General features: G+C 42.7%; 13 protein-coding genes and 1 pseudogene. 6 read left to right on the forward strand and 8 right to left on the reverse strand.

Features of this window, described 5'->3' with window-relative positions; genetic code table 11:
* Positions 1–95 precede the first annotated feature (95 nt).
* Together MF4640_RS10525 and MF4640_RS10530 are read right to left on the reverse strand one after the other, a co-directional pair.
* Positions 96–621, reverse strand: a pseudogene (locus tag MF4640_RS10525) (PAAR domain-containing protein).
* Between the two features lie 194 nt (positions 622–815).
* Positions 816–1,436 carry a TetR/AcrR family transcriptional regulator gene (locus MF4640_RS10530; protein ID WP_078389540.1) on the reverse strand — a complete coding sequence of 207 codons (621 nt, stop codon included), beginning with the start codon at positions 1,434–1,436 and terminating at the stop codon, positions 816–818.
* A gap of 78 nt (positions 1,437–1,514) precedes the next feature.
* Between MF4640_RS10530 and MF4640_RS10535 the strand changes: the two genes are divergently transcribed.
* On the forward strand, positions 1,515–3,167 hold the full coding sequence (locus tag MF4640_RS10535) for an acyl-CoA dehydrogenase family protein (protein WP_078389541.1): 1,653 nt from the start codon (positions 1,515–1,517) through the stop codon (positions 3,165–3,167).
* 6 nt (positions 3,168–3,173) lie between these two features.
* On the opposite strand, the gene MF4640_RS10540 is transcribed toward MF4640_RS10535, so the two are convergent.
* Positions 3,174–4,310, reverse strand: a complete 1,137-nt coding sequence (locus MF4640_RS10540) for a DUF389 domain-containing protein (RefSeq protein WP_078389542.1) — start codon at positions 4,308–4,310, stop codon at positions 3,174–3,176.
* A gap of 281 nt (positions 4,311–4,591) precedes the next feature.
* Entirely contained in the window at positions 4,592–5,044 is a 453-nt protein-coding gene (locus MF4640_RS10545) for an Lrp/AsnC family transcriptional regulator (RefSeq protein WP_010325833.1), read from the reverse strand.
* A gap of 150 nt (positions 5,045–5,194) precedes the next feature.
* Between MF4640_RS10545 and MF4640_RS10550 the strand changes: the two genes are divergently transcribed.
* Positions 5,195–5,809 carry a LysE family translocator gene (locus MF4640_RS10550; protein ID WP_078389543.1) on the forward strand — a complete coding sequence of 205 codons (615 nt, stop codon included), beginning with the start codon at positions 5,195–5,197 and terminating at the stop codon, positions 5,807–5,809.
* Between the two features lie 188 nt (positions 5,810–5,997).
* Positions 5,998–6,186 (forward strand): hypothetical protein, encoded by a 189-nt coding sequence (locus tag MF4640_RS10555; protein ID WP_004978921.1) that lies wholly within the window; start codon positions 5,998–6,000, stop codon positions 6,184–6,186.
* A 6-nt stretch (positions 6,187–6,192) separates the two neighbouring features.
* On the opposite strand, the gene ptsP is transcribed toward MF4640_RS10555, so the two are convergent.
* Positions 6,193–8,490 (reverse strand): phosphoenolpyruvate--protein phosphotransferase, encoded by a 2,298-nt coding sequence (ptsP, locus tag MF4640_RS10560; RefSeq protein WP_078389544.1) that lies wholly within the window; start codon positions 8,488–8,490, stop codon positions 6,193–6,195.
* 81 nt (positions 8,491–8,571) lie between these two features.
* Positions 8,572–9,054, reverse strand: coding sequence for an RNA pyrophosphohydrolase (locus MF4640_RS10565; RefSeq protein ID WP_004692547.1), 483 nt, complete (start codon positions 9,052–9,054; stop codon positions 8,572–8,574).
* A gap of 182 nt (positions 9,055–9,236) precedes the next feature.
* Between MF4640_RS10565 and MF4640_RS10570 the strand changes: the two genes are divergently transcribed.
* The 3 genes from MF4640_RS10570 (at position 9,237) to MF4640_RS10580 (ending at position 10,889) form a co-directional block, all read left to right on the forward strand.
* A complete protein-coding gene (locus MF4640_RS10570) occupies positions 9,237–9,887 on the forward strand; it encodes an HAD family hydrolase (RefSeq protein WP_058868868.1) in 651 nt (216 codons plus the stop codon).
* A 179-nt stretch (positions 9,888–10,066) separates the two neighbouring features.
* Positions 10,067–10,312 (forward strand): DUF2789 family protein, encoded by a 246-nt coding sequence (locus tag MF4640_RS10575; protein ID WP_004978928.1) that lies wholly within the window; start codon positions 10,067–10,069, stop codon positions 10,310–10,312.
* 70 nt (positions 10,313–10,382) lie between these two features.
* Complete coding sequence (locus tag MF4640_RS10580) at positions 10,383–10,889, forward strand: DUF2628 domain-containing protein (RefSeq protein WP_078389545.1); 507 nt, start codon at positions 10,383–10,385, stop codon at positions 10,887–10,889.
* A gap of 57 nt (positions 10,890–10,946) precedes the next feature.
* Here the strand turns inward: MF4640_RS10580 and MF4640_RS10585 are convergent, their stop codons facing one another.
* Both MF4640_RS10585 and MF4640_RS10590 read right to left on the reverse strand, forming a co-directional pair.
* Entirely contained in the window at positions 10,947–11,804 is an 858-nt protein-coding gene (locus MF4640_RS10585) for a LysR family transcriptional regulator (protein ID WP_010325840.1), read from the reverse strand.
* A 160-nt stretch (positions 11,805–11,964) separates the two neighbouring features.
* Positions 11,965–12,201 carry a DUF2061 domain-containing protein gene (locus MF4640_RS10590; protein WP_004692541.1) on the reverse strand — a complete coding sequence of 79 codons (237 nt, stop codon included), beginning with the start codon at positions 12,199–12,201 and terminating at the stop codon, positions 11,965–11,967.
* Positions 12,202–12,645: the final 444 nt, after the last annotated feature.

Below are 12,645 nucleotides of genomic sequence, written 5' to 3' on the forward strand. Positions count from 1 at the left end.
AATCAAATGCTTACATATTTATGCAACAAAGCCTTTGTAATTTAGAAGTTATACTCTTTAAAACAGTATTTTTAGGATTTCCTCTGCCTGTTACTCTATTCGCCATGTTCATGATCCTCTAAAATTATTCTTATTTCTAGTTCTTCTTCTGTTTCACTAGTAATAAAATGAGTAAACCCTTCTTTATCCGTTTTTACCGTGGAAAGTTTCACCATTCATGTATATTTCATAACATACATTAGCTAAAGGTTCTCCTGTTAACTCATCCTGTAGTACAAATTTTTGTCCGTATTTAAAATTAGGTTCAGCTACAAAACTATTAGTATTATTAGATACAATTTTTGGACTACTAGCCCCACTACTCATCACAGCTAAATCAGAAATTTTTAAATATTTTGATCCACAACTAGAGGTATCACCAACAGCAACAATGCTTTTTCCACCCACGACCATAAAACCTTGATTAGAAGCTATTGCACGTGATTGAACCTTACATTTAGGGCAAAAATGAGTCATACCATCAAGATGTACTGCCTTACCTTCGACTAAAAAAGATGAGTCACCTAAAACAATGATTCCACCATGATCTGTTTTACAACCTACTGTGATTAATGCTTTCATTTATTTTTTATAATTTTTTAACGATATTGTTATTAAACCATAAGAATTAAACGATACAAAATTCCAAGGAATACCCTGAAATATTGATTCCATTTTAGATTATAGGGCTTACACGATCCTAATTTTAATATTATTATATATATCAATTATTTAAAACTTAAATGTAAGCGCGAAAATGAATAGAACGCCTATTTTTATTCAAACTTAAGTTTTCCTAAACTTTGAACAATATCCTTTTCAAGTTCCTTCCACTCCTCAAACTCAGGCTCGACCAACAAGGTCTGCGACACAATGCCATAACACACTCGTTGCATATTTAAAGCCATCTGCTTGAGCTGTTCTTCATCTTGTATAAATGGCTCTAAAATGCTGTGCCACATTTGCACCATCATTTCATAACTCTTGCGATAACTTTCAATGTTTGAAACCTGTCGTTCCAGCAAAAAAGTCTGCGCCCAAAGAAACTGTCGGGCCTGAATCTGCTCAAGCTGAAAGTGAATAATCTGCTGTAAATAGCACTCAAAAGTTAATTTTGTGGATAACTCCATCAGGCTTTGTGCATAACTTTTTAGCTGCTCCGCATTAGTTTTCACATGCTGATGAATGGTCAATGCAACCAAATCTTCCTTCTTTGAAAAGTACTCATAAAAGGTACCTAAACCGACTCCCGCCACATCGGTAATTTCCCGAATGGTAATTTCGTGCGCATGGCGCTCATGCAAAAGCCGAACAAAACTTTCTTGCAAAGCCTCTTGGGTGAGTTTAGCTCTGGATTGGCGTGGCCTACGGCGGACTTGGATCTCAGGATTCTTCATAGCACAAAGCTGAACATGGCAGACTCAATTTTTCTCTATACTGAAATGAAAAGTACAGCATAACAAGAGCAAAGTGACATGAATACCGCATGGATGACCCATCAAATCAGTAATCAGTTCGATGAACTGGAAAATTATAACCTGTTTGAAACCGATACCGTTTTACAAGAAATTCTCACTCGTTATGGCAGTCAGGATCAGGCAAGACTCACAGAGATGGGAAAAGCCGTTGGTTCAGCGGAATATTATGATTATGCCGAGCTCGCCAATAGGCATACGCCCATATTACATGCCTTTGATGCCCGTGGACGCCGTAAAGACTCTATCGAGTTTCATCCCGCATGGCATAAATGGATGGGATTAAATCGTCAGTTCGATACCCACGCACATCCGTTTAATCAGCCCAATTCACCCTCAAAATGGGTCGAATGGGCAGCGCGTTTTTATTTGGCAGGGCAGGTGGAGTGTGGGAATTTGTGCCCAAATTCGATGACCTTAGGCAGTATTCCACTGATTCAACGCGAACCTGAACTGTGGGCTAAAATCGGCGATAAGTTACTTTCGACAGAATACGATGAACGTGATGTACCGATTAGCCAGAAAAAATCGATTTGGCTAGGCATGGGCATGACCGAAAAGCAAGGTGGTTCGGATGTGCGTGCCAATGAAACCATTGCTGTGCCAGTCGCAGAGTCAGGGCGCGGTCAAGCCTATTTACTCACAGGGCATAAATGGTTTTTTTCTGCACCGATGTGTGATGCGCATTTGGTGGTGGCGAAGACGGAACAGGATGGTCTGGCCTGTTTCTTTGTACCACGTTGGTTGGAGAATGGCACCAAGAACCCGATCCATATCCAGCGGTTGAAAGACAAAGTGGGCAATCGTAGTAACTCCAGCTCGGAAGTCGAATTTAAAGAGGCGTGGGGCATCATGATTGGGGAAGCTGGACGCGGTATTCCCACCATCATTGAAATGGCGAACTATACCCGTTTGACCCGTTCGGTGGGCAGTACTGCCATGCTTAGACAAGCCTTGGTGCAATGCCTTGCCTATACCCGTCAGCGCAAAGCCTTTGGTAAGCATTTGGCTGAACAACCGCTGATGCGCGCCGTATTGGCAGATTTAGCCTTAGAAACAGAAGCGGCGATGCAACTCAGTTTTCATTTGGCACACTGCTATGAAACGGATGATGCGCTGTCCGTAGCATGGAAACGTATTATGACCCCAGCGTCGAAGTTCTGGATATGTAAACGTGCAGTTGAGCTGACAGGGGAAATGATGGAAATCTTTGGTGGTAATGGCTATGTCGACAACGGCATCATGGCACGTATTTTTAAAGAAGCCCCAGTCAATACCATTTGGGAAGGCTCAGGCAATGTCATGTGTTTGGATGTGCTGCGTGCTATCAGCCGTGATGTAGAGTCGATTGAAATTCTGTTTCAAGATTTGGCCACCACGGCTATGCAAGATGAACAGTTGAAACAAGAGCTGCAAAATCTATTTCAGTTGTTCCAGCAGAAATCTGATGAACTACAATTTATGGGGCGCAGTTTGGTCAGCCGTTTGGTGATTTTGGCACAAGCAGTCCTGCTAAAACGGCATGCACCAAACTATGTGGCTGATGGCTTTATTCAAAGCCGTTATAGTCCATTTCATGGTCGTGTTGTCGGGATGCTTGAGATGAAACAACCCGACGTAGAACGACTGCTGCATAGAGCATTTGCAGCTTAAAGCTCTTTATTGTACGGAAAGCTTTTGCGCTTCATCTTGTTCGAGTTTGACGTTGGGGCTGTCTTCAGCCTGAATAATATCAATCGGAATAAAGCGGACTTGAACAATGCTTGGGTTATCGTTCAAGTCTGGCAATAGCTTTTGATTGAGTGCGGCAATTTGCGCTGGGCTAGGCGGAATATCTCCACGGATAGAGACACGGACTAAAGTGAAACCCTCTTTTTTATCGTATTGGATGGTATCAATAATATTATTGGCGTGGTTGAGTTCTGTGCTAATGGTCGCCTCGGTACTGCTTTCGTACAGCCGTGTATTGAGCAGCGCATAAAAGTTGAGTGAGAGATAAATCCCTAAAAGTGCCAAGAACATTAGGCTAACAGCATTACGTTTGAGAAATTCTTTGACATTACTCTGCACTTCTTCGGTGGAACCCCGTCTAAAGCCTGCAATCCAAAGGACTAAAGATGAGCTAATCTGAATGGCGAAGATGTTGGTCACCGCCAGTAAAAATGCATTGGCTGAGTTTTTCCATTCCATATGTGCAAATAAAATCCCGCTGGCCACCAAGGGTGGAACTAAGGCTGTCGCAACGGCGACGCCCACTACGGCCACAGATAGGCGAGGGGATACTGAGGCAAAAGCACCTGCGGCACCTCCTGCTAAAGCAATCATCAAATCCAAAATGGTTGGCTGCGTGCGCGATAAAATTTCATTGGTCATAGGTAGGTCATAGTTCACCAGCCCTAAAATGATCCCAATGCTATAAATCATTGCAACGCCAAGTAACAAGGTCGACAACGCGGTTTTAAACAGCAGCCATCGGTTATCAATTAAAGCCAAGGCAATACCTGAAATTGGCCCCAGCATCATGGCAACCAACATCGCGCCAATCACCACCGCAGCAGAGTTGGACAGCAGTCCATAGCCTGCAATAACGGCAGCCAAGGCATTCATAATAAAAAAGGTTTTGCTTGGCAGTGCATCCGCTTGGATGTTTAATCGGACTTTTTGGTGGTCAATTTTTTTGGAGTTTTCGCGCAAGGCCTGCTTATAACGAATTTTTTCTTTTAGAAACTCATACTTTTCTTGGTCTGGCGTATCTTTGACCACAATGGTTGCATCTTTGTCTTTTCCGAGTGGCATGGCGATGCTCTTATTTTGTCTGTGATTAAGATTTAATCTAGCGCTTTTATCAAGGGAAGCAAACAAAAAAATGGTGAGAAATAATATGATTCACGCTTCAATTTAAAATATGTTCTAGCCACTTTCTTTTTATTGAAGCGAGGCTTCTCGATTTTGTTGAACATCATTCATTAACAAGGACTTTTTAGCACCGAGCAGGACAGATTTTCTTGAAATCGCGAAATTATCCATAAAAAGACAGATCAATTACAGATGTTTAGCTGACCTTAGAACATGTTCTTTTAGAACAAAACACTACGATTAGAAATAATATTTTTCATCACCATGGTGGAGATGAGACGTTGCACATTTGGGAGTGCTGACAAGTGCTCATCATAGAGTTTTTGATAACTTTCCAAGTCATAGGTCACGACATGCAGCAAGTAGTCGGGGTCACCAAAAAGCCGCTGCGCTTTCACAATTTGAGGAACCTTAAGAATCGCTTCTTCAAGACTCTGCACCGAATCTTTATCGCCATTTTTGAGTGTCACAAAAACAATGGTGGAGAAATTCAAGCCGAGTTGGGAAATATCTAACTGTGCGCGATAGCCTTTGATAATACCTGCATCTTCTAAGGCTTTGACTCTACGGTGACAGGGAGAGAGGCTAAGCCCTACCTTATGCGCCAACTCCGTAACAGATAAACGACCATCGGCTTGTAGTTCAGCAAGAATCTTCTTATCAATTTTATCCATGTGGAAGAAGCTCCTCTTTTTAGGCGTTATTGCACAAATATTTAAAAGCACATTTTAGAGCCTAAAGGATATCCTTTCAAAATTATTTGATACAGATCATGTTTTGATTGGGTTAAACCTCAAAATGATGATAGATAAGAGAGGAAAGGGATGTCACCGAATATTTTAATTGCATTTTGGGGTGTTTCGATCCTGTTTGTGATGACCCCAGGTATAGATTGGGCCTATGCCATTTCGTCCGGAATACAGGGCAAAAGAGTCTTGCCGGCAGTAACCGGTTTATTAACAGGGCATTTGATGGCGGCACTGATTGTTGCAGCGGGTGTGGGCACATTGGTGACCAGTCAGCCGATATTGCTTCAAGTGCTCACGGGTGCTGGGGCTGTTTATTTGCTGTGGATGGGGCTGAGCCTGTCGATGCGTCCTGCGAGTATTAGCAGCGATCAGGTTGCCATTGCATCTTCAAAGTCATGGTACATTCGAGGCGTTTATTTAAGTGGTTTAAACCCGAAAGTTCTGCTGCTATTTTTAGCTTTATTGCCGCCGTTTATCGACCCGCGAGCGGCTTGGTCACCCACGTCACAAATTGTTTTATTGGCGGGGATTCACCTCATGAGTTGTGCGGCTGTTTATTTTTTGGTTGGATTTAGTGCGCAAAAAGTTTTGGGCACACGCCCACAGGCTGCTAGGGTGGTCAGTCGAGTGTCAGGGGCATTGATGATGTTGATTGCGATGATTTTATTGTTAGAGCAGCTTTATGGCTAAGCGACATTTTAAGTATATGGATCAAAGGCAGTGCAAAATAAAGCATTGCCATAACCTGTAATTGAATTGGAAAATAGCGGATGAGTTGGTGATATAGGTTCAGCCAAAATCGCTTGTAATACGTTCAAAAAGGCGTAAAATTTCTAGCGCATCATCAGTGAGATGATCACATCAACAAGGTGAAAAAAATGGCAAAGAAGAAAGCTGAGCCAAAAGTTGTGATTCACAACTTCGTGGCTAAACATATGCATGAAGTTAACCAAAGCCAAGTCTTTGTAGACCGAAAGAAAAATGCAAAACGAGGCTATGACAAGCACAAAAAAGGGAGATATTCAGATGATTATCTCCCTTTTTTAATGTCCGTTCTTTGGGTTTAAAGACCTTTAAGCCGTCACGATACGTGTTGCGGATTTGACCATATCGGCCAAACCATGGGTTTTAAAATAATATTCCATCTGACTTTTCACAATGAGTGGATTACTCATTTTCAAGGCACGCTCTAACAATTCGACCGCATCTGGCATTGGGACATGACAAATGGCTTTGCGTACACGCAGAATGTTACTTGAGCTCATTGATAGGGTATTGAAGCCCATCGCCATCAGTAAGATCGCAGACAAAGGATCGCCCGCCATTTCCCCACAAATACTGACCGGTTTGTTGTACTTATGACACTCTTTAACTAAGCGGGTGAGCGCACGTAAAACCGCAGGGTGGAAATGTGAATAGACATTGGCAACACGTGGATTATTACGGTCAACGGCCAGTAAATATTGCGTTAGGTCGTTTGAACCCACCGAGAAAAAGTCAACCAACTCGGCAAATTCTTCAATCTGCAATAAGACACTTGGTACTTCGACCATGATCCCGATTTTGGGTTTGGTGATTTTGACCTGTTCTTCTTCTTGTACCGCGACCCAGTCACGCTCCAGTAAATACAACGCTTCTTCTACTTCGCTGACACTGGTCACCATCGGCAGTAGAATGTGTAGGTTGTTGAGACCAATACTGGCTTTGAGCATGGCACGAATTTGTGAAGAAAAAATTTCAGGATGGTCGAGCGTAAAGCGAATGCCGCGCCAGCCCAGTGCGGAGTTTTCTTCCTCAATTGAAAAATAAGGCAAGTCTTTATCGGCACCGATATCGAGGGTACGCATCACCACAGGTTTGTTGGCAAAGTGGCTCAACTGTTGACGATAAATCGCACGCTGTTCTTCTTCACCTGGGAAGCGATCACGCAGCATGAACGGAATTTCAGAGCGATATAGACCAACGCCTTTGGCACCGCGTTGTACACCACGGACTACATCAATCATCAAGCCAGTATTGACGAACAGTTTGACTGCGACACCATCAGGGGTGATGGCATCTTTGGTTTCATACTGTTTTAAATCTTTGGCTATTTGTTCTTCTTCTTTTTGAATTTCTTTATAGCGACTACGTAAACGACGAGGCGGATTAATAAACACACGCCCTTGGTGAGCATCGACGATCATTTCCACATCATCAAGGGTATTAATTGGCAGTTCAGTCACGCCGACCACGGTTGGAATACCGAGTGCGCGAGCCACAATCACCATATGCGAGTTCATGGCGCCTTCGGTGGTTACGATGGCTGCAATTTTATCGACTGGCAGTTCAACCAAGGCTGCGGTTGAGATTTCCTCACCAATCAGGATACTTTCATCGGTAAGTTCACGGTGGCTGGAGTCGGCCTCTTGCAAATAGGCCAAAATCCGTCGCCCGAGATCTTTTAAGTCCGCGGCACGTTCACGGAGATAGTCATCTTCCATCTGTTCAAACAGATCGATGTGATTATCGATGACGATACGCACCGCACCTTGTGCCCAGTTACCATCACGAATTTGTTCTTTAATTTCCGCGGGTAGTGCATTTTCATCCAACATGCGTAAGAACACGCTAAACAAGGCGCGCTCCTCCGCCATGAGGGCATCTTGCATTTTGTCATCAAGCGATTTGATTTCATCACGCACTGAGGTGAGGGCACGATCCAGCAGTTCTAATTCTTCACTGATGTCATCGGCTTCACGGTCAGGGACAGCCGCCAAATCCGCAGGGGGATAGAGAATGACAGCACGACCTAAGGCGATCCCGCCAGAACCCGGTACCCCTTGGAAAGTTTTGTAGGCAGGTAAATTACTCGGTTTACGAAAAACATCGATATTGCCCACCGCATGCGCATGCGCAATAACCCCTGAAAGCTGAGCACAGAGCGTGACGAGGAAGGATTCTGCGGCTTCACTAAAGTCTTGCGACTCTTTGTTTTGCACCACGAGCACGCCCATCACTTTACGGCGGTACATGACCGGTACACCGAGGAACGAGTTATAAATTTCCTCACCTGTTTCAGGTAAGTACATAAAACGTTCATGTTTCGGTGCATTGTCTAGGTTGACGATTTCTTCACGTTGTCCCACCAGACCGACCAAGCCTTCACTGGTATGCAGTGAAACATGGCCGACCGAATCGGGGTTTAAACCTTTCGATGCCATCAACAAATAACGTTGATTGCGTTCGTCGAGTAAATAGATGGAGCAAACGTCAACATGCATGGCTTCTGCCACATGGTTGACCATAATGTCGAGTGATTCATGCAAACTGGTGGACGCATTGATTTCTTGTACAATGCGTCGAAGGGTATCCAGTTGCATATTCGACATCGCGTCTACTCCAAAAATAATGTGCGTCCAACTTATTTATAACAAGAGATCCTTAAAAAATCTGTAGGACGTCTAGATTTTTTAAGGCTTTTTTTGAGGGAGCTGATTGCACAGCTCCACCATCGCTTTGCGGTATACATCGCGTTTAAAATTTACAACTTGCCCCAGCGGGTACCAATAACTGACCCACTGCCATTGGTCAAACTCAGGCGGATCAGACAAATTCAAACGAATGTTCTGAGCGGGAGCAGTGAGTTTGAGTAAAAACCACTTTTGTTTTTGTCCAATACATACGGGATCGGAATCTGTACGAATGTATCGGTGCGGCAAACGATAACGCAGCCAACCTTTAGTTTGCGCTACAATTTGGACGTGTTCGGGCAGTAAGCCAACTTCTTCTCTCAGCTCACGATAAAGTGCCTGTTCAGGGGTTTCTCCATATTGGATACCTCCTTGTGGAAATTGCCAAGCATTGTGTCCAATGCGTTTTGCCCATAAAACTTGTCCAAACTCGTTTGCCAAAATGATCCCGACATTGGGTCGGAAACCTTCCGAATCGATCATTTGGCTACCTAAATATTGTGTAATTTATGACTTTGCGATCGGGGATTTTTATTTCTGTATCCAACTCGAAAAAAGCAAAGTTTAAAAATGTTAAAATTGCTATGATCTTAACGAATTTCTATCGACTAGCGGAGATAGATTTACAAATTTTTTCTTAAATTTCAGTTTTTACGAGTATTTTCATGAAATTGGCGCTATTTGATCTCGATCACACCTTGTTAAACACCGATTCAGATCATTCTTGGGGAGAGTTTTTGGTGAATGAGGGCTTGGTCGACCCAGTTCGCCATCGCGCCATGAACGATAAATTTTATGAAGACTACAAAGCAGGGCAGCTCGACCCGATTGCCTATAATGAATTTGTGTTTGAATTTTTGACTCAACATGACAATGCCTACCTCACTGAACTGCATGAACTGTTCATGCACAAAGTGATTCGCCCGCAAATGCGTCCTGAAGGTTTTACAGCCATTGAAAAACACCGCGATGCTGGACATGCTTTGGTTGGCATTACCGCAACCTCTGATTTTATTACCGCACCGATTTTCCGTGAGTTTGGGATTAGTGAAATTATTGCGACCAATGCCGAAGTGGTTGAGGGTAAATACACGGGCAAAGTGATCAACACGCCGTGCTACCAAAAAGGCAAATTGACGCGTTTAGATCAATGGCTTGCAGGGCGTGATGTTAGCGAGTCTTGGGCTTATTCGGATTCCATCAATGATCGCTTTTTACTTGAATATGCCGACCATGCCATTGCCGTCAATCCAGATGACCGCCTAGAAGCATTGGCTAAAGAGCAGGCATGGGAAATTCAAGACTGGTCGATTTAAGTATCTGTCTTTCGTTGTTTAAAAAGGCTGCTTTCGGGCAGTCTTTTTTATTTGAAAGAGATAAAATAGTAGGGCTAATAAGTGGGTTGATCTTGGAAAATTAACCAAATATGCTATGTTGAACCTTAGCTAAAACTATTTTGACTATGAAAAATTAGAACATAAGCGTGGAGAAAAATATGAGTGTACGACCAAGAATGACCCACCTGTTTGAGCAACTCGGTTTAGATGCGAGTGAAGAGGCCATCGCGTTGTTTATTGTAACGCATCAGCTCAACGCACAAACCACGATTGTTGACGCAGAGTATTGGACTGAAGCACAACGTCAGTTTTTGGCAGAAAAAATTAAATCGGACGGTGAGTGGGCCATTATTGTAGATCAGCTGAATGAATCCCTGCATGAAGATTCACTGATCCAAAAATAAGTAGAACTCAAAGAGGCTGAGCGTCGAAGCTTTGCCTCTGTTTATAAAAATAAGATAAAAGTAGAAATTTATGTCTTTCGATCATCCAGCTTTTCCTGACTCTACGTCTTTAGAACACGTCCCTTCAGTTAATCAATTAGAACAAGATCGTGCCCTGTTTGTCGGTGCGAAATATGCGTCTTACTATCAAGCTCAATTTGAAAAAATCACGCCAAAGAAACAATATGCAGGCTTTAATATTGCCGCCTTTTTCTTAGGCTTGGTCTGGTTGTTTTATCGAAAAATGTACCGTTATGGCTTTATGGCCATTGGTTTGATTGTGGCGATAGGGATGGTTGAAATATTTTTGGGGATTGAAAGTTCTGGTGCAAATATTGGCTTGGCCGTAGCATTTGGAATGTTTGGGAATACCTTGTACAAGCATCATGTCGATCAGCAGATTGCCAAAGTTCGCCAATTTGGAAATAGCAACGTCAATACGGAATTAGAAAATCGTGGGGGTACAAATATCGTAGCAGGTTCGATCTTGCTGGTGATTTGGCTTGGGCTGGTTGCATTGGCTATAAGTGCTTCTTAATTCGCTCGCGCAAAATAAAAAACCATCCTTGTGGATGGTTTTTTATGCCTGTAAAGCTTAGTTCATCATTGCAATCAGTTCTTGCACCGCACGAGATTGGGTTCTGCCCGGATGCCAAACCATACCGAGTTGACGGTTCATTTCGAACTTCACATTCAACTGCTGTAGGTCTTGGTTAATCATCGTTTTTGGAAGTACTGACCAACCCAGTCCAATCGAGGCCAACATACGAATCGACTCGAGTGGATTATTGCTCATGGTGATTTTAGGTTTCAGCCCTTGTTTTTCAAACTCTGCTAGTGTGATTTGGCTGGTATAGGTTTGTGATGCAGGCAATAAACTTGGGTACTGAATCAGGTCTTCGAGTTGTAAGTTTTGCATTTGTGCCAACGGATGAAACGGTGCTGCTACAAAAACTAAAGGATCTTCCCAAATGGTGATGTACTGCAAACGTTCATCGAGTTTGGGTGGAAGCGTTAAAAAAGCCAATTCTAAGTCGCCAGCCAGTACTTTTTCATGCGCTTGCTCGGAGTCGACAAAGTGCACATCTAAGGTGACATTTGGAAAGCTTTGCACATAGCTACGCAAATGGCTCGGCAAGTGATGTAAACCAATATGGTGACTGGTGCCAATTTTGAGTTTGCCTTGGACCATGCCTTGTTCATGACTCAAGGTGTGATGAATGTCACCCAGTTCATTGAGCCAGTTTTTAACTTTAGGCAGCAGTGAATGTGCGGCATGTGTGGCTTGTACACCACGACCAGCAGACTCAAACAGTTTCACACCAAAATATTCTTCTAAACTATGAATACGTTTGGTTACAGCAGGTTGCGTAATGAAGAGTTGATCTGCGGCTAAAGAAATAGAGCCGGTTTCCATGACTTTTACAAAAGCTTCGAAGGCTGCAAGATTCATAAGGATAATCTAGTTATGAAAGTATAATTAAATTATAAAATAATTTTATATGAATTGCGATCTTTAAAATGAACGGGAGCTTATTGGATCTGGACTAAAATAAAAAAAGATCACTTGATGTGATCTTTTGGAGAGTTGAGAGGGCGCTTGATATAAAGGCTTAAGCGGGAATATTTTCTTCGGTGGTACGGTTCTTTTTCTCCCAAATACGTTCATGGAAAAAGAATGCGAAGGCTTGAACGGTTGGTTCTAATAAGCTGAGGGTGACCGCCATCCATAAGTTACCTGTGACAAAGTAAGCCACAATCATGGCCACGGTAATGTGCATGATGTAATAGCTTAGGGTTTTTTTGAATATGCGCTGATTGTTCGCTACAAATTTCTGAATGTTCGCCATGATAAATACCCTCTCAATAATGCTTTTCATTTGTAAATAGTAATTATTATCATTAATAAAGTCAAAATGAAATTTTAATTGCTCGTGATTGGGCTTTTGAATGCAAGGAGACGGAGTAGATTGTTTGGGATGTTTGACTTGAGAAAACAAGCTTCTGTAGATTTCACTCTTTAGTCTATGCATAGGTCGCTGTCTTTCTATTCACATCAACGAAGGGGGACTTCAAAAGCATCGGTCTAGAGGGGATAAACCTTGCATGGCTGAGCTGGGACATATACTGTGAGGTCTACAACAGGTTGATAAATAGGCGTATAGGGCTTGAATTAAAACCAGCAGTGAGGGCTTGCAATCAAAGGGATTGAAACAAAGAGGTATGAATTTAAAATAATTCCAAAAAGTTTTTAAATTAATAAAAATGATAAATTAGATTTATGTGAAATCGTC

It is taken from the genome of Acinetobacter sp. MF4640, from assembly GCF_002018895.1.
In the GTDB taxonomy this organism is placed as follows: Bacteria; Pseudomonadota; Gammaproteobacteria; order Pseudomonadales; family Moraxellaceae; genus Acinetobacter; species Acinetobacter johnsonii.